Source organism: Streptomyces sp. NPDC005576 (assembly GCF_042871745.1).
In the GTDB taxonomy this organism is placed as follows: domain Bacteria; phylum Actinomycetota; class Actinomycetes; order Streptomycetales; family Streptomycetaceae; genus Streptomyces.
Genome location: NZ_JBIAJC010000016.1, coordinates 83,361 through 105,671, shown reverse-complemented (window position 1 = coordinate 105,671; position 22,311 = coordinate 83,361). Strand labels below are relative to the sequence as shown.

Annotated in this window: 2 protein-coding genes; both read right to left on the bottom strand. The window is 74.8% G+C overall.

What is annotated here, in order from left to right:
• Nucleotides 1-103 precede the first annotated feature (103 nt).
• Nucleotides 104-7,789 carry an amino acid adenylation domain-containing protein gene (locus tag ACFYPN_RS26875; protein WP_389301673.1) on the bottom strand — a complete coding sequence of 2,562 codons (7,686 nt, stop codon included), beginning with the start codon at nt 7,787-7,789 and terminating at the stop codon, nt 104-106.
• Nucleotides 7,786-22,311, bottom strand: a complete 14,526-nt coding sequence (locus ACFYPN_RS26870) for an amino acid adenylation domain-containing protein (RefSeq protein ID WP_389301670.1) — start codon at nt 22,309-22,311, stop codon at nt 7,786-7,788. Before ACFYPN_RS26870 ends, ACFYPN_RS26875 begins: the two co-directional genes overlap by 4 nt.

Here is a 22,311-nt window from a genome sequence, read left to right as displayed (position 1 = left end):
TTCGCGGGGACGTCCCGCGCCGGGTGCGGTACGGCTGGCCCCGGGCGCGGGGGCGCGGGGGTGCGGGGGTGGCATCGCGCGCGACCCCCGCACCCGGGCGCCGTCACGGTGTGGCCGTCTCCCTCCGTGGCGCCGGCAGGAACCCTGTGCCCTGGAAGTACGTCAGGTAGCGGGTCACCACGTCGTCGGTGAGGGGCGGCAGGTGGACGCCGAGGGCGGCCACCGCCTCGATGGTCCGGCCCGAGTCGAAGCGGCGGTGGTCGGTCGCGCCGCCCTCCGCACTCTCCCCTTCGCCGAGGAACAGCTGCGCGGCGTTGCCGGGCTGGGCCGCGATGCGGGACTGCCACTGGTCGGCGGGGACGGTGCGCACCTCGTGGCCGAGGCGGCCGGCCGCCTCGAAGACGCGGTCCAGACCGGGCGCGTCCGGGTGGGTGTGGTGGTACGTCGCGTTGCCCGGGCGCCCGCGGAGGGCGAGCGCCACCACCGCGGCGCTGACGTGGTCCACCGGCACCCAGCCGGTCGAACCGTGCGGCAGGTCGGGTACCGCGCCGGCCTGCAGGCATCCCTTGATCAGCTGCCAGAGCAGATCACGGTTCTGGCAGGCGCCGGTGGTGGTGTCCCCGCTGATGCGGCCGGGGCGGTGGACGCTCACCACGAGCCCGCGTTCCCGGGCCAGGCCCACGAGTCCTTCGGCGACCCACTTGCTCTGCGCGTAGCCGTCCGGCAGCCGCGTGGCCGGGCCGGTCGGGCTCGTCTCCGTGAGGGTGATGGGGGCCGGACCGGAAGCGGGGGCGTAGACGCCGGTGGTCGAGACGTAGTGCATCCCCGGTGAGGCGGAGTCGGCGAGCAGGCGCAGCAGTTCCTCGGTGCCGGCGACGTTGGCGGCGCGCAGGTCTCCGTACGGGGCAGCGAAGTTGACGTGTGCGCCGTTGTGCAGGACGGGGCCCAGGCGGCGCACCAGGGCGGCCCGGTCCTCGGGCGCCAGGCCGAGGCCGGGGGCGGCGAGGTCGCCGGGGACCGGGTGGATCAGCTCGGCGTACCGGGGGTGCCAGAGGCCGTAGTGCTCCAGGTTGGCGCGCAGCCGGTCCGCTGCCCCCCGTGCGTCGGCGGCGCGTACCAGGCAGTCGACCGGACCGCCGGTGGACTCGATGAGGTCGCGCAGGAGGAAGGCGCCCAGGAAGCCGGAGGCGCCGGTGAGCAGGGGGCGTGCGGCGGGGCGGGCCGGGTGGCGGGCCGGTGCCGGCACCCGGGCCCCGTGGCCGGTGGCGGTGATGTCCGGGGCGAGGCGGACTTCGGCGGCGAGGTCCACTGCGGTGGTGTCGTCCGACCGGCTCTCCTCGCGTGCGGTGCCTCCCAGGAGGCGGTCCATGCCCTCGGCCGTGGGTGCGGCGAACAGGGCGCGCAGGGTGGGGCGCCGGCCGCAGCGTTCCTCGATCCGCTGGGCGAGGGTCACCGCGAGCAGCGAGTGGCCGCCGAGCGCGAAGAAGTCGTCGGTGACTCCGACTTCGTCCATGCCGAGTGTCTCCGCGAACACCTCGCAGAGAGCCTTCTCGCGGTCCGTGCGCGGGGCGCGTCCGCCGGTCGGCGCGGCCCTGTCGGGCAGGGGCAGGGCCCGTCGGTCGGTCTTGCCGTTGGGGGTGAGGGGCAGCCCGTCGAGGCGTACGAAGGCGGCGGGGACCATGTGGTCGGGCAGGGCGGCGGCGAGGTGGGCACGCAGCTCGGACGCGTCCGGCCCGGCCGCGCCGTCGGCGGGCACGGTGTACGCGACGAGGCGCCGGTCGCCGGGCCGGTCCTCACGGACGACGGCGCAGGCCGCCGAGACGCCGGGCAGGGCGGTGAGCAGGGCCTCGATCTCGCCGAGCTCGATGCGGAAGCCGCGAAGCTTGACCTGGTCGTCGACGCGGGAGACGTAGACGAGGTGGCCGGGTTCACCGGGTCCGGCGTCCGTGGCCCAGCGGACCAGGTCGCCGGTCCGGTACATCCGCCCGCCGGTGCGGTCGGCGGGGTCCGCCACGAAGCGGCTCGCGGTCAGGCCGGGCCGCCCGTGGTAGCCGCGGGCGACTCCCGCTCCGGAGACGTACAGTTCGCCGACGACGCCGGGCGGCACGGGTGCGAGCCGGTCGTCCAGGACGTGGACGCGGGTGCCGTCGACGGGTACGCCGATGGGCACCGTACGGTCGGGGGCGAGTGGTCCGTCCGCGTGCTGGGCGGCGCTCATGGTCGCGCAGACGGTGGTCTCGGTGGGCCCGTAGGCGTTGACGAGGAAACGGCCGGACGCCCATTCCCGTACCAGGGCCGGGGTGCACGCCTCGCCGGCGAGCACCACGGTGGTCCCGGTGGGCAGCGAACCGGCCGGCATCACCGCGAGCGCGGCGGGCGGAAGCGTGAGGTGGGTGGCGCCGCGCTCGCGGACGGTGGCGGCGAGGGTGGGGCCGGGCAGCAGGGCGTCGCGTTCGTCGATCTCCAGGCAGGCTCCGGAGAGCAGCGCCATGCAGAGTTCCCAGAACGCGGCGTCGAAGCTGACGGACGCCATGTGCAGCACCCTGCTGCCGGGGGTGACGCGCAGCCGTTCCCGCTGGGTCCCGGCCATGGCGCCGACACCCCGGTGGGTGACGACGACCCCCTTGGGCCGGCCGGTGGAGCCGGAGGTGTAGATGACGTACGCGGGGTGCTCCGGGAGCGGGCGCCGGGCCGGAGTGGCGCGGGCGCCGGGGTCGCCCGCGTCCGCGGCGTACAGGTGGGGCACCGGCGTCACGGGGAGCCGGTGGTGGATCTCGGGGGTGGTCAGGAGGAGGCGCGGACGGGCGTCCTCCAGCATGTAGGAGAGGCGGTCGGCGGGGTAGTCGGGGTCGAGCGGTACGTACGCCGCCCCGGCCTTGAGGACGCCGAGGAGGGTGACGACGAGGTCGTGGGTGCGCGGCAGCGCGACCGCCACCCGGTCCTCCGGACCGATACCGAGGGCGGCGAGCCGGTGCGCGAGCGCGTCGGCGCGGGCGTCGAGAGCGGCGTACGTCAGGGTGGTACGGGCGTCGCGGACGGCGGGCGCGTCCGGGGTGCGCCGGACCCACTCCTCGAAGAGCGAGGGGACGGTGGAGCCGCGCAGGTCGTCCGCGGGACCGGTGCCCCATGTCTGGATGCGGCGGCGCTCGGCGGGTTCGAGTACCTCGTACGTGTGGAGCGGGCGGTCCGGGTCGGTGGTGACCGCGTCGAGCAGCAGGACGAGCCGTTCCGCGAGGGCGCGCACGGTCGCCGCGTCGAAGAGTTCGGTGGCGTAGTCGACGGTGGCCTCCATGCCCTCGGGCGCCCCGCTGCCGTCGTGGGTCTCGGAGAAGGTGAAGGAGAGGTCGAACTTGCTCACGGCCGTCTCGACGGGCAGGGCCGTGACGGCGAGTCCGGGCAGTTCGACGGGGGCGGCGGGGGTGTGGTTCTGGAGGACGAGCATGGTCTGGAAGAGCGGGTGGTGGTTCTGCGAACGGGCGGGGTTGAGCAGTTCGACCAGCCGTTCGAAGGGCACGTCCTGGTTCGCGTGCGCGGAGAGGTCGAACTCCTTGACCCGTGCGAGGAGTTCGCGGAACGTCGGGTCGCCCGAGAGGTCGGCGCGGAGCACCAGCGTGTTGACGAAGAAGCCGACGAGGTCGGTGGCCGCCTCGTCGGTCCGGCCGGCGACGGCTGTGCCGAGCGGGATGTCGTCCCCGGCGCCGTGGCGGGAGAGCACGAGCGACAGGGCCGCCTGGAGCACCATGAAGACGGTGCTGCCGGTGGTGCGGGCGAGGTCGGTGATCCGTCGTGCGGTGGCGTGACCGAGGGTGAAGGAGTGGGTGGCGCCGGTGTGCAGGGAGACGGGCGGGCGCGGCCGGTCCCAGGGCAGCTCGACGATCTCCGGCAGGCCTGCCAACGCGGTTTCCCAGTGGGCGAGTTGGCGGTGCAGCAGGCTGTCCGGTCCGTCCTGCGCGCCGCCGAGCAGGCGGCGCTGCCAGAGGGCGTGGTCCGCGTAGTCCAGCCGGAGTTCCGCCCAGGCGGGTGCCTCGGCGCGCAGGCGCGCGCGGTAGGCGGTGGCGAGGTCGCGGGTGAAGGGTGCCAGGGACGATCCGTCGGCCGCGATGTGGTGGATCACCAGGACCAGGACGTGTGCGTCGTCGGCCGGGGTCCGCCCCTCGACGAGCGGCACCAGACGCAGCAGGGTGGCGCGGACCGGCAGCCGGTGTTCGATGTCGATTGGTTCGGCCGCAGCGGCCCGGACGCGATCGGCGAGCTTCTCCTCGTCGACGGTTTCGACGAGGAGCGGGAGGCGCACGTCCTCGGGGTCGGTGATGTGCTGGCACGGCCCGCCGTCGCGCTCGGGGAAGACGGTGCGCAGGGAGGCGTGCCGGATGACGACGTCGTGCAGCGCCCCACGCAGCGCCCCGGTGTCGAGCGGCCCGTCGAGGCGTACGGCGAAGGGAATGTTGTAGGTGGCGGAGGGGCCTTCCAGCCGGTGCAGGAACCACAGGCGCTGCTGGGCGTAGGAGAGCGGGAGGACGGCCGGGCGTTCCTGCGGGACGAGGGCGGGGCGGGCGGGCCGGCGGGCCTGCTCCAGGGCTTCGGCGAGCGTGGCGACGGTGGGGTTCTCGAAGAGGGTGCGGATGTCCGCCTCGGTCTCCAGGGCGGTGCGGACCCGGCCCACCAGGCGGGTGGCGAGCAGTGAATGACCGCCCAGCGCGAAGAAGTTGTCGTCGGCGCCGACGCGGTCCACGCCCAGCACGTCGGCGAAGAGTCCGGCGAGTATCTCCTCGTGGGCGCCGCGCGGCGCCCTTCCGGCCGGTCCGGGCCGCCGGGCGGGCGCCGGCAGGGCCTGGCGGTCGAGCTTGCCGTTGGGGGTGAGCGGGAGGGCGTCGAGGGGCTGGATGGCGGCCGGCACCATGTACGCGGGCAGGTGGCGGCCGACGTGCGCCGCCAGCAGGCCGGGGTCCGGGGTGCGGCCGGGTGCGGGGACGACGTAGGCGGTGAGGGTGCGGTCGCCGGGCAGGTCCTCGCGGACCAGTACGCAGGCGGCTCGTACGGACGGATCGGTGCGGAGTACCGCCTCGATCTCGGCGGGTTCGATGCGGTGGCCGCGCAGCTTGATCTGCTGGTCCACCCGTGCCAGGTGGTGCAGCGCACCGTCCTGGTCCCGGCGCACGAGGTCGCCGGTGCGGTACATGCGCGCTCCGCCCCCGGCGAAGGGGTCGGCGACGAAACGCGTGGCGGTGAGCCCGGGGCGGCCGAGGTAGCCGCGTGCGACGCCCGGACCCGCGAGGTACAACTCCCCCTCGGCGCCCGCCGGTACAGGACACAGGGCCGCGTCGAGGACGTGGGCGCGCATGCCGTCGAGCGGCCGGCCGATCGGGGGGACTTGGCCCGGGGCGTCGCCGGGGCGGACGCGGTGGAGGGTGGCGAAGGTGGTGGTCTCGGTGGGCCCGTAGACGTTGAGGACGGCGGTGCCGGGGTGGGCCGCGGCCAGCCGCTGGAGGACGCCGGGCGCGGCGGCCTCGCCGCCGGCGGCGGCCAGTCGGAGCAGGCCGAGGGCGCCGGGGTCGGTCTCCGCGACGACGTTGAAGAGGGCGGTGGTCAGGAAGGCGGCCGTCACCTGGTGGCGTGCGACGAGGTCGCGGATCGCGGCGGGCTGGAGGGTCCCCTCGGGGGCGAGGACGATGCGGCCGCCGTTGAGGAGGGGGACCCAGATCTCGAAGGTGGAGGCGTCGAAGGCGTACGCCGAGTGCAGGAGGACGGCATCGGCGACCCCTCCGCCCCAGGTCCGGTCGGCGGCGAGGGAGGTGATGTCGGCGTGGGTGACGCCGACGCCCTTGGGCAGTCCGGTGGAGCCGGAGGTGAACATCACGTAGGCGAGGCGGGCACTGTCCCCGCCGGGCGGGAGGGTGCCGGGGGTGGCCGGCCCGCCGTGCAGCAGCCGGCCCGCGGCGTCGACGGTCACCACCGCCATATGGCCGGGCAGTTGCTCCAGCATCGGGTGTGCACGGTTGGCCTCGTCGACGATGAGCACGCGCGGGCCCGCCACTTCCGCGACGCGGACGAGGCGTTCGGCGGGCCAGCGCGGGTCGAGGGGCACGTAGGCGGCACCCGCGCGCAGAGCCGCGAGTGAGGCGGTGACCACGGCGGTCGAGCGGCCCATGAGGATCCCGATGCCGGACTCCGCGCCCGTTCCGAGGCCCGTGAGTGCCCGGGCGAGTTCGTCCGCCAGGCCCAGGAGCCGGCCGTACGTCAGCTCCTCGCCCGCGCCGGTGACGGCGATGCTCTCCGGCTGCCGGGCGGCGATCCGCGCCACCACGTCCGCGACGCCCGTCTCCGTTGTACCGGGCGGGAGTTCGGCCCCCCGCCCCAGAGCCAGCAGCGCCTCCCGTTCACCGTCCAGCAGGACGGGTACGGCGTCGGCGCGCAGATCGAGCCCCTGCGCCATCGCGGTCAGCAGGCGGCGCATGCGGGTCGCGGTGCGGGCCACCTCGTCGCGGCCGAGGACGGCGGCCCGGTGGCCGAAGGTGATCCGCAGGGTGTCGCCGGGGGCGATGGTGAGGGTGAGCGGGTAGTGGGCGGCATCCGTGCCGCTGAAGCCGGTGACGGCGAGTCCGGTCAGCCCCTGCTGGGCGGTGCGCAGGGCCTCGGCGTCCAGCGGATAGTTCTCGAACACCGTGAGGGTGTCGAAGAGTTCGTCCAGGCCGGTCATCTCGCGCAGCTCGGTCAGCCCCACGAACTGGGCGCCGAGGAGGCGCCCTTGCTCGTCCTGGAGCCGGGTCAGGAGCGTGGCGAGGGTGTCGTCTGCCGCCGGCCGCAGTCGGACCGGCACGGTGTTGATGAACAGCCCGACCATCGACTCCACGCCGGGGATCTCGGGCGGACGGCCGGAGACGGTGGTACCGAACACGATGTCCTGGCGTCCGGTGAGCCGGGCGAGGAGCAGCCCCCAGGCGCCCTGTACCAGGGTGTTGAGGGTGAGCCGGTGGGCTCGGGCGGTCTCGCGCAGCCGCCGGGTGGTCGCTTCGTCCAGGTCGAGCACGAGCGTCGCGGGCAGCTCCCCGGAGGCAGGCAGTTCCCCGGAGGCAGGCAGTTCCCCGGTGGCAGCCAGTTCCCCGGAAACCGGCGATCCCCCGGAGGCCGGCCGGGCTCCACCGGCGCGTCCGGCGAGCAGGGTCGGCGCCTCGATCCCGGCCAGCGCGGTGCGCCAGGTGTCCAGCGCCTCCGCACGGTCCTGCTGGGCCAGCCACGCGAGATAGGTGCGGTACGGGGCGACGCGCGGCAGGGCGGAGTCGTCGCCCCCGGTCGCGTACAGCTCGAACAGCTCCCGTACGAGCACCGGCATCGACCAGCCGTCCAGCAGGATGTGGTGGGACGTCATGACGAGCCGGTGGCGGCGGGGCGCGGTACGGACCAGCGTGAAGCGCATCAGGGGCGGGGTGCCGAGGTCGAAACGCCGGGTGCGGTCGGCGGCGAGGAACGCGGCGAGGCGCTCCTGTGTCGCCGCGGGGCCGTCCGGGCCGGTCAGGTCCAGCTCCTCCAGCGGTACCGGCACCTCGGCGGCGACGGCCTGCACGGGCTCGTCCAGGTCCTCGTGGAGGAAGCCGACCCGCAGGTTGGCGTGCCGCCGCAGCAGGCCGCCGACGGCGGCGTGCAGTGCGGGGACGTCGGGGGAGCCTTCGAGGTCGAAGACGAACTGCGCGGTGTAGACGTCCACGGCGGTGGAGTCGTACAGCGCGTGGAAGAGCATGCCTGCCTGCAACGGCGTCAGCGGCAGTACGTCCTCCAACTGGAACCCGGTCACTTGCGTCCACCCCACTTGTTCTGCAGTCGGTCGATCTGGGCCTGGTTCAGGGAGACCAGGGGGAGGTCGGACGGCGTCCAGCCGCCCGCCTCGGGCCGTTCGGCGTGTTCGGCGAGCACGCGCAGGGCTCGGCCGAAGGCCTCGGCCAGGGCTTCCACGTCCTCTTCCGGGAGGAGTTCGGCGGGCCAGGTCCAGCGGGTCACCAGGCTCGGGCCGTCCGGCCCGTCCTCGGTGTGCGCGTTGATGTCGAGCACATGGTGGACGGGCATGCCGGGGTCCTGGGGCCGGGGGCCGCCGCCGTCGAGCAGCACCTCCCAGTCGGCGCTCCCGCCCGAGTCGGCCGTACCGGACGAACCCGTGTACCGGCCGAGGTAGTTGAAGCCCATCTGGGGGTCGTGCGCGGCGGCCAGCCGGGGGCGGGTCGTCGCGTTGAGCCGACGCAGCATCCCGTAGCCGACACCGTGGTCGGGGACGGTCCGCAGTTGTTCCTTGACGCGCTTGAGGGCCCGTTCGGCCAGGGCGGCGTCGAAGCGTCCGGGGGCGCGGGGGTCGAGAGGTCCGGGGTCGAGGCGGACCGGGTACAGGCTGGTGAACCAGCCGACGGTACGGGAGAGGTCGAGGCTCTCGTCGATCTGCTCCCGGCCGTGGCCCTCCAGGTCGACGAGTACGCCGGCCCCGCCGGCCCCGCCGGCCCCGCCGGGACCGTCCGTGCCGTCCGTGCCGTCCGTGCCGTCCGCGCGGTCGAGGGACCGTTCCGCTCGCCAGGCGCTCACCGCGAGGGCGAGGCCGGTGAGCAGCACGTCGTCCACTCCGGCGTGGAAGGCGGTGGGGACGGTGGTGAGGAGGGGCCGCGTCCAGTCGGCGGGCAGCCGGGTGACGAGGGTGCGGGTCCGGCCGGCGGTGTCCCGCCCGGGGTCGAGGGGGCGGTGTCCCAGTCGTGGATCGGGGGTGCTCGACACCGCTTCCCAGAGCGGGAGTTCCGCCTCGCGGGCGGGGTCGTGCGCCTGGGAGGCGAGGAGGTGCGCCCAGTGCCGGTAGGAGGTGGTGGGGGCGGGGAGCAGTGCGCCCGGTCCGGCGCCTGCGGTGACGATCCGCCAGGCGGTGGCCAGGTCGACGGCGAGGATGCGCCAGGAGACCGCGTCGACGGCCAGGTGGTGGACGACGAGGAGCAGCCGCCCCCGCGCCCGGGGTCCGGCATCGCACCAGACGGCTTCCACGACGTTTCCGTCCGAGGGGCTGAGCCGTCCGCGGGCCTCCTCGCCCGCTTCGGTGACGGCCGCCCGGACCGCGTCGGTGTCGAGGCCCGCGATGTCGATCCGGGTGAGCCGGTCGCGGGCGGTGACGGAGCCGGTGGGCAGCGCTTCGAGGACGGGCTCGCCGTCGGCCGCCCGGGTGACCCGGAGCCGGAGCATGTCGTGGTGGTCGATGACGAGTTGGAGGGCTGCGGCCAGAGTGTCGGGGCCGGCTCCCAGCGGTGTGCGCAGCACTCCGGACTGGTTGTAGCCGTCCGTGATTCCGGGACGCTCCAGGAACCAGCCGACGATCGGGGTCGCCGGCATGGTGCCGGTCCCCCGCGCGTCCGCCGCGGAGGTGGCCGGGCCGAGCGCGGCCGCCCGGTCGAGCGGGGTGGCCGCGGCGGCGATGGCCTCGGGCGTGCGGTGGACGAAGACGTCGCGGGGGGTGACCCGGAGGCCGGCCTCGCGGACCCGGCTGACGAGCTGGATGGAGAGGATGCTGTCACCGCCGAGGGCGAAGAAGTCGTCGTCGGCGCGGACGGCGGGTGCGCGCAGGACGGAGGCGAACACGTCGCAGAGCACCTGTTCCCTCGCGGTGCGCGGCCGGCCGCCCGGACGTGCGGCGGCGGGCCTGGCCGGGGCGGGCAGGGCCCGTCGGTCAGTCTTGCCGCTGGGCAGCAGGGGCAGCGCGTCGAGGGGCACGAATACGGCGGGCACCATGTACGGCGGCAGGGTCCCGGCGAGGCGGGCGCGCAGTTCGCGCTCCGTCGGCGTCGGGGCACCGTCGTGCGGGTCGGGGACGGTGTAGGCGACCAGACGCCGTTCGCCGGGCCGGTCCTCACGGACCAGGACGCAGGCAGTGGCGACGCCGTCGAGAGCGGTGAGCGCGGCCTCGATCTCGCCCGGCTCGATGCGGAATCCGTTCACCTTGACCTGGTCGTCGGCACGCCCGACATGGGTGAGCAGACCGTCGGTGTCCCGCCGGACGAGGTCTCCGGTGCGGTACATCCGGCTTCCGGCGGGGCCGTACGGGTCGGCGACGAACCGTGCGGCGGTCAGGCCGGGGCGGCCGAGGTAGCCGCGGGCGAGTCCGTCGCCCGCGAGGTGCAGTTCCCCGGTGACGCCGGGCGGCACGGGCCGCAGACCGGCGTCGAGTACGTAGGCGCGGGTGTTGTCGACGGGGTGTCCGAGCGGCACGCTCCCCTCCCCCGCAGGCTGGTCCGCTCCGGTGGCCCGTTGGTGGTGGGCGGTGGCGTCGATGGTGGCCTCGGTGGGCCCGTAGAGGTTGTGCACCTCGGTCCGCCACTCCCGTCCGACGCGTTCCGCCAGAGCCCGGGGCAGGGGTTCGCCGCCGCACAGGACGGCCCGCAGCGTGCCGGGCGCCGCGTCGGGACCCGTCTCGGTGAGGACGACCGAGAGGTGCGAGGGTACGAACTGGGCGAGGGTCACGCCCTCGGCGTGCATCCTGGCCAGCAGCCCGGCGGGGTCGTGGTTGAGGGCGGGCGGCACGGGACAGGTGGAGCCGCCGTGCAGCAGGGGCAGCCAGGTCTCCCAGACCGAGGCGTCGAAGCTCGGCGAGGTGCGGGCGAGGACCCGGTCGTCACCGGTGAGGCCGAGGTGGTCCGCCATCCACGCCATGTGGTTGGTGAGGGAGGCGTGGGTGACGACCACGCCCTTGGGCCGGCCGGTCGAGCCGGAGGTGTAGATGACGTACGCCGCGTCGCGCGGGTCGGGCGCGGCGGCGGGCGGTGCGGTGCGCCCGGTGGACCAGGTGGCCCGGTCGTCGAGCGCCAGACGGGTCACGGAGAGGCCGGCTCGTTCGGCGCGGGTGCCGTGGGTGAGGAGCAGCGCCGGGCGGGCGTCGTCGAGCATGTGGGCGATGCGCGCCTCGGGGTACTCCAGGTCGACCGGCAGATAGGCGGCTCCGGCCTTGGTGACGGCCAGCATCGCGAGGGCCTGGTCCGCGGTGCCCTCGAGCGCCAGGGCGACCAGGTCGCCCCGGCCGATGCCCCGGTCGTGCAGGTGGTGCGCCAAGTCGTCGGAGAGCGCGTCGAGTGCGAGGAAGCTGATCCCGTCGCCGCCGTCGCGTACGGCGGTCGCGCCGGGGGTGCGGGCGACTTGCGCGCGGAACGCCTCGGGTGTGGTGCGGGCCGCCGGGGGGCGGGCCCGGCCGTGTGCGACGCGGTCCAGGCTCCGCCGCTCGTCCTGGTCGAGGACCTCCACGGCGTGGACGCGCCGGTCGGGATCGGCGGCGAGGAGGGCGAGGAGGCGGGTCAGCCGGGCGGCGAGGGTGTGGGCGGTGGCGGGGACGAAGAGTTCGGTGGAGAACTCCAGGACGCCCCCGAGGCCGGCGGGCCGCCCGGCGTCGTCGTACGTCTCCGTGAAGGTGAAGGTCAGGTCGAATTTGCTGATGCCGGTGTGCACGGGCTGTTCCGTCACCGTCAGCCCGGGCAGGCCGATCGTGGCGTCCCCCTGGTTCTGCAGGACGAGCATGGTCTGGAAGAGCGGGTGGTGGTTCTGGGCGCGGACGGGGCTGAGGGCGTCCACCAGCCGCTCGAAGGGCAGGTCCTGGTGGGCGTAGGCCGCCAGGTCGAAGTCCCGCACGCGGTCCACGACTTCACCGAACGTCGGGTCGCCGCTCAGATCGGTGCGCAGCACCAGGGTGTTGACGAAGAAGCCGACCAGGTCGTCGAGTGCCTCGTCGGTGCGGCCGGCGACCGCGGTGCCCAGGGGAATGTCCTCTCCGGCGCCATGGCGGGAGAGGAGGACCGACAGGGCGGCCTGGAGGACCATGAAGAGGCTGCTGCCCCGGGTCCGGGCGAGGTCGGCGAGCGCCCGGTGGGTGTCGGGGCCGACGGTGAAGGGGTGGGCGTCGCCGCAGTGCGCGGGCACGGCGGGTCGCGGCCGGTCGCAGGGGAGTTCGAGGAGGTCGGGGGCGCCGGCGAGGGCGGTGCGCCAGAAGGCCAGTTGGCGGGCGGCTTGGCTGGAGGGATCGTCCTCCTCGCCGAGGAGTGCGCGCTGCCAGAGGGTGTAGTCGGCGTACTGGACGGCGAGTTCGCTCCAGCCCGGCTCCTCGCCACGGGCTCGCGCCCGGTACGCCTCGCCCAGGTCGCGGGCGAGCGGGGCGAGGGACCAGCCGTCCCCGGCGATGTGGTGGAGCACCAGTACCAGTACGTGGGCTTCGGGTGCGAGTCTCACCAGCCGTGCCCGTATGGGGAGTTCGGCGCTCACGTCGAAGGCGTGCGTCACCTCGGCGGTGAGGGTGTCGCCGAGGTCGGAGGGATCGGTGTCGCGGGGTGTCAGGTCGAGGTCGGCGCGAGCGCTGCCGACCACCAGCTGCCGGGCCACGCCGTCGGTGTCGGGGAAGACGGTGCGCAGGCTCTCGTGGCGCTCGACCACGTCCGCGAGGGCGCTCTCCAGGGCTTCCACGTCGAGCGGGCCGTCCAGCCGGAGCACCAGCGGCACGTTGTAGGTCGCGCTGGGCCCCTCCAGCCGGCCGAGGAACCAGAGGCGCTGCTGCGCGAAGGAGAGCGGTAGCGGATCGGGGCGTTCGGCGGCTCTCCGGAGCGGTCTCCTGGCCGCTTCGGCACCGTCCAGGACCGCGGCGAGGGCGGCCGGGGTGGGGTGCTCGAAGAGCGCCTTGACCGGTATCTCCACTCCGAGGGCGGTGCGGATGCGGGCGGCGAGGCGGGTGGCGAGCAGGGAGTGTCCGCCGAGGGCGAAGAAGTCCCCGTCACCGTCGACGTGCCCCCCGCCGAGTCCGAGGACGTCGGCGAAGAGTCCGCGGAGGATCTCCTCGCGGGCGGTACGGGCGGTACGGGCGCGGCTCGTGCCCGGGCGGTCCGGGCCCGCGTGCGCGGGTGCGGGGAGTGCGCGCCGGTCCACCTTGCCGTTGACGGTCAGTGGCAGCGTGTCGAGCAGCACGAACGCGGAGGGCACCATGTAGGCGGGCAGGGACCGGCCGAGCGCCCGGGCGAGGTCGGCGGGCGTCGGGCGCGTTCCTGCGGTGGGCACCACGTAGGCGACGAGGCGCCGGTCGCCCGGGGTGTCCTCGCGGACGACGGCGAAGGAGTCGGCGACCCCCTCGCAGGAGGCGAGGACGGATTCGATCTCGCCCAGTTCGATGCGGTAGCCGCGCAGTTTCACCTGTCCGTCGGCGCGGGTGACGTAGGCGATGTGCCCGTCCCGGGTCCAGCGGACGAGGTCGCCGGTGCGGTACATCCGTCCGCCCGCCGGGCCGTACGGGTCGGCGACGAAACGGCCGGCGGTCAGCGCGGGCAGTCCGGTGTAGCCGCGGGACACCCCGCGCCCGGCGAGGTACAGCTCGCCGACGACGCCCGGGGCGACCGGGCCGAGGGAGCCGTCGAGCACGTACAGCCGCATGCCGTCGAGCGGGCGGCCGATGGGCGGTGGTCCGGCCGGAAGGGTTGCGGCCACGTCGAACCGGGTGGCGAAGGTGGTGGCCTCGGTCGGCCCGTACACATGCAGGACGCGGAGGCCGGGCGTGGCGCCGGCGATCCGCTGCATGGCGTCCGGGGAGGCGAGTTCGCCGCCGGCGCACAGCAGGCGCAGGCCCTGGAAGGCCCCCGGATCGGTCTCGGCGATCACGTTGAAGAGCGCGGTCGTCAGGAAGACGGCGGTCACGCCGTGTTCGTGGACGGCTTCGCGCAGGACGCGTGCTTCCAGGACGCCCTCCGGCGCGACGACGATCCTGCCCCCGTGCAGGAGCGGGGCCCACATCTCGAAGGTGGAGGCGTCGAAGACGTACGCGGAGTGCATCAGCACCGCGTCGGCGGCACCTCCGCGCCAGGCGGCGTCCTCGGTGAGCGCGGCCACGTCGGCGTGGGTGACGCCGACCCCCTTGGGCAGGCCGGTGGAGCCGGAGGTGAACATGGTGTATGCGAGGGCTTCGGGCCCCGGCGCGGCGCCCGGGCGGCCCGGCCGCTCGGGGGCGCCGCGCAGGACCCGGCCGAGCCGGTCCACCACCACGACCGGCAGCCGGCCGGCGGTCGCGGTCACCCACGGTGAGGCGAGGGCGCTGTCATCGACGACCAGGACCCGCAACGACGCGACTCCGGCGACCTGTTCGAGCCGCTCCTCGGGCCAGCGCGCGTCCATGGGTACGTAGGCGCCGCCCGCGCGGACGGCGCCGAGGGAGGCCGTCACCACGGCGGGCGACCGGGCGAGGAGCACGCCGACACCTGCCTCGGGGCCCACGCCGAGTCCGGCCAGCGCTGCGGCCAGGTCGGCGGAGAGCGTGTCGAGCTCGGTGTAGCTGAGGGCGGTGGTGGCGTCGACGACCGCCGGGGCGTCCGGGGTGCGGAGCGCCTGGGCCGCGAAGAGGGCGGGCAGGGTGGTGTCCGGTGCGGGCTCACCGAGAGGGGCGCCCGTGCCCCAGCGGGTGACCCGGGTGTGTTCGTCGGCCGTCAGCAGGTCGTGGCGGGCGAGCGGTCGTCCGGGGTCGGCGGCCACCTGGTCCAGGAGGCGGACCAGCCGGTCGGCGAGGGTGACGACGGTGTCCCGGTCGAAGAGGGCGGTGGCGTACTCGATCCCGGCCGTGAGGCCGCCGCCTCCGCGTTCCTCGGTGAACGCGAAGGTGAGATCGAACTTGCTCAGGCCGTTGTGGACGAGCCGGTCCTCCACGATGAGCCCGGGGAGTTCGGGGCGGACGGATTCCTGGTTCTGGAGGACCAGCATGGTCTGGAAGAGGGGGTGGTGGTCGCCGGCCCGGACCGGGTTGAGGCTCTCCACCAGCCGCTCGAAGGGCACGTCCTGGTTGCTGTAGGCGGCGAGGTCGAACTCCCGCACACGCACGAGGAGTTCTCGGAAGGACGGGTTGCCCGACAGGTCCGTTCGCAGGACCAGGGTGTTGACGAAGAACCCGATCAGGTCCTCCAGCCCTTCGTCGGTGCGCCCGGCGACGGGTGTGCCGAGCGGGATGTCGTCGCCCGCGCCGTGCCGGTGCAGCAGCGCGGCCACCGCCGCCTGGAGCACCATGAAGAGGCTGCTTCCCGACTCCCTCGCCAGGTCGAGGAGCCGGGCGTGGAGCGCGGGGGTCACGTCGAACTCGTGGACGTCTCCACTCGGGTCGGCTGTGACCGGGCGCGGCCGGTCCAGCGGCAGGTCGATCAGGCCCGGCAGCCCGGCGAGGGCGGTGTGCCAGTGGTCCAGTTGCTGCCGCAGCGCGCTCTGCGGTGCGATGCCGTCGCCCAGGGTGGCGTGCTGCCAGAGGGTGTAGTCGGCGTACTGGAGCACGGCGCCGGTCACCGGTGCGGGTTCTCGGCCGGCGAGCCGGTCCCGGTATGCCTCGCCGAGGTGGCGGGCGAGCGGGGCGAGGGACCAGCCGTCGCCCGCGATGTGGTGCAGGACCAGCACCAGGACATGGCGGCCGGGGGCGGAGCGCAGGAGCAGGGCGCGCAGCGGCAGGTCGGTGGTGACGTCGAACGGCTCACGTACGGCGTCGAAGACGGTCTCGTCGAGATCGGCGGGGGCCACCCCGACGACCGGCAGTGCGGGAGTGGCGATGTCGGCGCCGACGACCGACTGACGCGGTGTGCCGTCCCGCTCGGGGAAGAGGGTGCGCAGCGACTCGTGCCGCTCCACGACGTCGCGCAGCGCCGCGCGCAGCGCGTCGGCGTCCAGCGCGCCGTCGAGTTCGAGCACGAGCGGGATGTTGTAGGTGGAGGTGGGTCCTTCGAGGCGGTTGAGGAACCAGAGCCGCCGCTGGGCGAAGGAGAGTGGCAGCGGATCGGGCCGCCGTTCGACCGGTACCACGGGCGGGCGGGTCCGGGCGGCCGGGTCGAGGGCGCGGGCCAGGCCCGCGACGGTCGGGTGCTCGAAGAGGGTGCGTACGGCGATCTCCGCGCCCAGTACCGCACGGACCCGGCTCACCACGCGCATGGCGAGGAGCGAGTGTCCGCCGAGGTCGAAGAAGCTGCTGTGCCGGCCCACTCGGGGTTGGTGCAGCACGTCGGCGAAGATCCCGGCGAGCAGCTCCTCCCGCAGGGTGAGTCGTCCCGGAGCGGCCGGCCCGTCTGTGTCCTGACCGGGTTCGGGCAGGGCACGCCGGTCCACCTTGCCGTTGGGCAGGAGGGGCAGGGCGTCGAGCACGACGACGGCGGAGGGCACCATGTGGTGCGGGAGGGCTTCGGCGAGGCCGTCGCGCAGGGCGGCGGGGTGTACGGCGGCACCGTCGGTCACGGCGTAGGCGACGAGCCGGCGTCGGCCGGGCGCGTCCTCGCGGATCACCGCGCAGCCGCCCGTGACGCCGGGGCTCGCCAGGAGCGCGGCCTCGACTTCCCCCAACTCGATCCGGAAACCGCGGAGTTTGACCTGATCGTCGGCGCGGGCCAGGTAGTCGAGCAGTCCGTGGCCGTTCCACCGGACCAGGTCGCCGGTCCGGTACATGCGGCTGCCGTCGGCCGTGAAGGGGTCGGCGACGAAGCGTTCGGCGGTCAGGGCGGCCCGGCGCAGGTAGCCGCGGGCGAGGTTGGGCCCGGAGAGGTACAACTCCCCGGTGACGCCGGGCGGTACGGGGCGCAGCCGGCCGTCGAGCACGTAGGCGCGCATGGTGTCCACCGGCCGGCCGATCGGGACGGTTTCGGCGGGGGAAGCGGTCCGGGGGCCGTCCTCACGGTGCGCGGTCGCGTCGATGGTCGCCTCGGTGGGCCCGTACAGGTTGTGCACGTCGGCGCCCCAGCGGCCGGCGATCTGGTCGGCGAGTGCGCGGGGCAGCGGTTCGCCGCCGCACAGCACGGCGCGCAGCCGGGGCAGTGGCGCGGCATGGGCCGCCTCCGCGAGGACGTGGGTCAGGTGCGAGGGGACGAACTGGGCCACGGTGACGCCGAACCGGTCCATCCAGGCGAGGAGTTCGGCGGGTTCCCGGTTGGCCCGGGGCGGCAGTACGCAGACCTCGGCTCCGTTCATCAGCGGGAGCCACAGTTCCCAGACGGAGGCGTCGAAGCTGGTGGAGGTGCGGGCGAGGACCCGGTCCTCGCGGGTGAGGGCGAGGTGGTCCGCCAGCCACGCCATGTGGTTGGTGAGCGCGGCGTGGGGCACGACCACGCCCTTGGGGCGGCCGGTGGAGCCGGAGGTGTAGATGACGTAGGCGGGGTCCGCCGGGTGGGGTACGTGCCGGGTGCGCGGGACGTGCGGGGCGGCCGGGTCCGCGGGGGCGTCGAGGGCGAGCCACGGCAGGCCGGCCGCCGGCAGCGTCGGGTGGGTGGCCGTGGTGGTGAGCAGCAGGACCGGCCGGGCGTCGTCGAGCATGTGCCGGATGCGGGCGGCCGGGTATTCCGGGTCGACGGGTACGTAGGCGGCGCCGGCCTTCAGCACCGCCAGCAGGGCGACGACGGTGTGGACGGACGGGGGCGCGGCCACGGCCACCCGGTCCTCGCGGCCGGCGCCCCGCTCGCGCAGGGCGTGGGCGAGGGCGTCGGCGCGGGCGTCGAGCTCCGCGTAGGTGAGGCTGGTGTTCTCGTCGCGGACCGCGACCGCATCCGGGGTACGCGCGGCCTGCTCCCGGACCGCCTCCGGGGCGGTGGTGGCGGGCAACGGTCGCGCGCTGCCCCTCCCCTGGGCGAGCATCCGGTCCCGCTCGTCCGGTCCGAGCGGGTCGAGACTCCCGACGGGGCGGTCGGGATCGGCGACGGCGAGGGTGAGCACACGGGCGAACCGGGCGCTCAGGCCGCGGGCGGTGGCCGCGTCGAAGAGGTCGGTGGCGTACTCCAGGTATCCCCCGATCCCTCCGGGCGCCCGGGTTCCCGCGCCGGGCTCCTCGGCGGCGGAGTCGCCCGCCGGAGAGCCGAGTTCGGTCAACGAGAACGTCAGGTCGAACTTGCTGATCCCGGTGTGCCGGGACCGGTCCCGGACGGCGATCCCGGGCAGGTCCAGGTCCGTCCGCTCCTGGTTCTGGAGGACCAGCATGGTCTGGAAGAGGGGGTGGTGCCCTCCGGACCGCTCGGGATTGACGGCCTCCACGATCCGTTCGAAGGGGAGGTCGCCGTGGCTGAAGGCGGCGATGTCGAACTCCCTTACGCGTTCCAGCAGTACGCGGAAGGTCGGGTCGCCGGAGAGGTCCGTGCGCAGGACGACGGTGTTCACGAAGAAACCGACCAGGTCACCGAGGGCCTCGTCGGTGCGGCCCGCCGCGGCGGTGCCCAGAGGGATGTCGGTGCCGGCGCCGTGGGCGTGCAGCGTCACCGCCAGCGCCGCCTGGAGCACCATGAAGGGGGTGCAGCCCGCCGCGCGGGCGAGCCGGACGAGCGCGGCGTGTCCGGACGTGGGCAGGGCGAAGGGGACCGCGTCGCCCCGGTGGCTCGGCGCGGCGGGGCGCGGCCGGTCCAGCGGCAGGTCGAGCAGGTCGGGGGCGCCCCGCAGGGCTTCTCGCCAGTGCGCGAGCTGGATCGCCGCCAGGCTCTCCGGGTCGGTGTCGTCGCCGAGCAGCCGGTGCTGCCAGAGCGTGTAGTCGGCGTACTGCACCGGCAGTGCGGGCCAGTCGGGGGTGCCGGTTCCCTCGGTCCTGGCGCGGTAGGCGGCGCCGAGGTCGCGGACGAGGGGGGCGAGGGACCAGCCGTCGGCGACGACGTGATGGAGGACGAGGACCAGGAGGTGACGGGCCGGGGCCTCCTGGAGCAGGCTCGCCCGGACGCTGAGGTCGCCGGTGAGGTCGAAGGGCTCGGCGGTCAGGCGGCGGATCGTTTCCTCCGCCCAGGCTCCCGCGTCGGGCTCCCCGGCCGGGGGCCGCCGTACGGTGAGCGGGACCAGCTCCGCCGCGGCGGCCGCGTCGAGGACGTGCTGGCGGGGCACGCCGTCGTGCTCGGCGAAGACGGTGCGCAGGCTCTCGTGCCGGGCGACGACGTCGGCCAGGGCGCCCCGCAGGGACTCCGTGTCGAGCGGCCCTTCGAGCTCCAGGACGAGCGGGATGGTGTACGTGTCGCCGGGGCCCTCCGCCCGGTTGAGGAACCACAGCCGCCGCTGCGCGAAGGAGAGCGGCACCGCTTCGGGCCGTCGCTGCGGTGTGAGGGCGGGCCGGGCGGCGCCGGCGGTGTCGAGGACCGCCGCGAGCGAGGCGACCGTGGGGTGGTCGAAGAGGGTGCGCAGGCCGATTTCGGTGCCCAGGGCGGCGCGCACCCGGCCGGTGAGGCGGGTGGCGAGGAGGGAATGGCCGCCCAGGGAGAAGAAGTTGTCGTCGGCGCCGACCGCGGGGACGCCGAGGACGTCGGCGAAGAGACCGGCCAGCACCTCTTCGTACGCGGTGCGCGGGGCACGGCCCGTGGCGGCCGCGGCGGGTGGGGCGGGCAGGGCGCGGCGGTCGATCTTGCCGTTGGGGTTGAGCGGAAGCGCGTCGAGCGTCACGAACACCGAGGGCACCATGTACGCGGGCAGCGCGCGGCCCACCCGGCGGGCGAGCGCGGTGTCGTCCGGCCGGGCGCCCGCGGCCGGCACCACGTACGCGACGAGCCGGCGGTCGCCGGGTATGTCCTCGCGGACCAGCACGCTGACGGCCCGTACACCCGGGTCCGCGAGGAGGGTGCCCTCGATCTCGGCGGGTTCGATGCGGTATCCGCGGAGTTTGACCTGCCCGTCCACGCGCCCGACGTATTCGATCTCGCCGTGCGCGGTCCACCGGACGAGGTCCCCGGTGCGGTACATGCGGTCCCCGCGCGGCCCGTGCGGGTCGGCGACGAACCGGCCGGCGGTCAGCGCGGGCCGGCCCCGGTAGCCGCGTGCGACACCCCGGCCGGCCACGTACAGCTCCCCCACCACGCCGGGCGGCACCAGGGCGAGGCCGGCGTCGAGGACCTGGAGCCGCATCCCGTCGAGCGGGCGGCCGATGGGAGGCACCTGGCCGGTGTCCGGCGCCACCCGGTGGCGGGCGGCGAAGGTGGTGGTCTCGGTGGGCCCGTACACGTGCAGGACCCGGGTGCGGGGCGCGGCGGCGGCCACCCGTTGCATCAGTTCCGGCGTGGCGGCCTCGCCGCCCGCGGCGACCAGCCGGAGCCCGGCGAAGGCCGCCGGGTCCGCCTCGGCCACCACGTTGAACAGGGCGGTGGTCAGGAACAGCGCGGTCACCCCGCACCGGTCGACCAGGCCGGTGAGGACGGGTGCCTCCAGGACGCCCGGGGGCGCGACGACCACCCGGCCGCCGTGCAGGAGCGGAACCCAGATCTCGAAGGTGGAGGCGTCGAAGACGTACGCGGAGTGGAGCAGCACCGCCTCGCACGTCCCGCCGGTCCACTCGGTGTCGGCGGTCAGTGCCAGCACGTCCGCGTGGGTGACCCCGACGCCCTTGGGCAGGCCGGTGGAGCCGGAGGTGAACATCACGTAGGCGAGCCGGTCGGGGTGCGTCGCCGCCGGGAGGCGCCCCGGAGCGGGTGGAGCGCCGCGCAGCACACCGCCGAGGGTGTCGACGACGATCACCGGCAGGACGGCCGCCGTCACCTTGACCCAGTTCTGTCCGGCGGCGGCCTCGTCGACCACCAGGGCACGGACGTGGGCGACGTCCGCGACGCGGTCGAGGCGCTCCTCCGGCCAGGCGGCGTCCATCGGTACGTACGCGGCGCCCGCGCCGACCACACCGAGGGTGGCGGCCACCACGGCGGCGGAGCGGTCCACCAGGACACCGACGCCGTCCTCGGCCGCGAGTCCCCAGCCCGCGAGCGCTCCGGAGAGTGCCGCCGCGCGGTGAGCCAGTTCCCGGTAGGAGAGCGTGACGTCGCCGTCCACCACCGCCGGGGCTTCCGGCGTACGGCCTGCCTGCGCGCCGAACGCCTCCGGCAGGCCGCCGGCCGGTGCCGGCAGGGCGGCGCCGCGGCCGTGCCCGAGGAGTTCGCGGGCGGCCGGGCCGTCGGTCAACGTCAGTTCATGCAGGGGGGTTTCGGGGTCCGCGCCGGCGAGGGCCGACAGGAAGGAGATGACAGCACGCTGGCTCAGCTGCACGTCCTCGGGGCGGTACAGCTCCGGGTTGGCGTCGAACCCGATCAACGGCCCGGTCCCCTCGGAGCGTTCGGAGACGAAGAGGGAGACGTCGTCGACCGGGCCGATGGACAGCACCCGCGAGACGGCGGGAGTGCCGGCGAACTCGAGGTCGTACTCGTAGCCCATGATGTTGACGACGACGTCCGTCAGGCGTGCCGCGTCGTCGGTCATTCTGAGTTCGCGGGCGAGTTGTTCACGGGAGAAGCGCCGGTGGCGGAGGGCGCCGCGCATCTCCAGGGCTACGGCGCGGACGAGTTCACCGACCGTCATGTCGGCGGTGATGCTCAGCCGCAGCGGCAGGATGTTGGCGGTCATGCCGACGATGTGCCGCAGTCCGCCGTGGCGGCCGTTGGAGGCGAGGCCCACGACGACGTCCCGGGTGCCGGTGGCCCGGCCCACGTAGGCGGCGACGGCGCTCACCAGGACGGCGGTCCAGCTGGTGCGGTTGGCGGCGGCCAGCCGGCGCAGTTCGTCGAGGACGGTGACGGGCAGGGTCTCGCCGGTGTGCAGGTGCACGCCGTCCGCGCCGGCGGGAGCGGCCGGTGCAGGAGTGTCGGTACGGCGGCGGATGAGCGGCGCGCCGCCCCGTGCGCCGGTCCCGCCACCGGAGCTGTCGGAGCCGTCGGCCCGCACGGCGGCGGTGGCGTCCGGCGCCCGGTCGGCGAACTTGGCGGTCCAGTAGGCCCGGTCGGCCGTGTACCGGTCGGAGTCGAGGTAGGCGGCCTCGTCCGCGAGGAGGTCGGCGAGCGGGGCGGGCGGCAGCTCGGCCTCGGCCACGTCCTCGCCCCGTGAGAGGCGCGCGTAGAGGTCGGCCACCAGCCGTGCGAAGACGGCGCCACCGAGACCGTCCACCACGAGGTGGTGGAAGCGGATGTACCAGTAGTGCCATCGGGGGCCGAGGCGCAGCAGTGCCATGCTGTGGCGTGGGGCGTCGATGCGGTCGACGGTCGCCATGTCGTCGGCCATGTAACGCTCGGCGGCGGCGGCGGGGTCGTCGTCGCCGGAGAGGTCGACCAGGCGGAGCCGGTCGGGGCGGGACCGGGGCGGCGGCACGACCCGTTGACGCACGCCTGCGTCCGTCAGGACGAACTCGACGTTGAGGCTGTCGCAGAGGGCGGCCGCGCGGGCGACGGCGGCCGCGAACACCTCCGCGTCGAGATCACCCCGGATCTCGAAGCATTCGGCGATGTTGAACTTGGGGCTCTCCGGCTCGACCAGTTGTCCGTACCACACACCTTGTTGCGCCACGGTCAGCTCGAAGAAGTCTTCGGGAATCGAACGAGAGGGGATCACGTCGTTTTCAGTCAT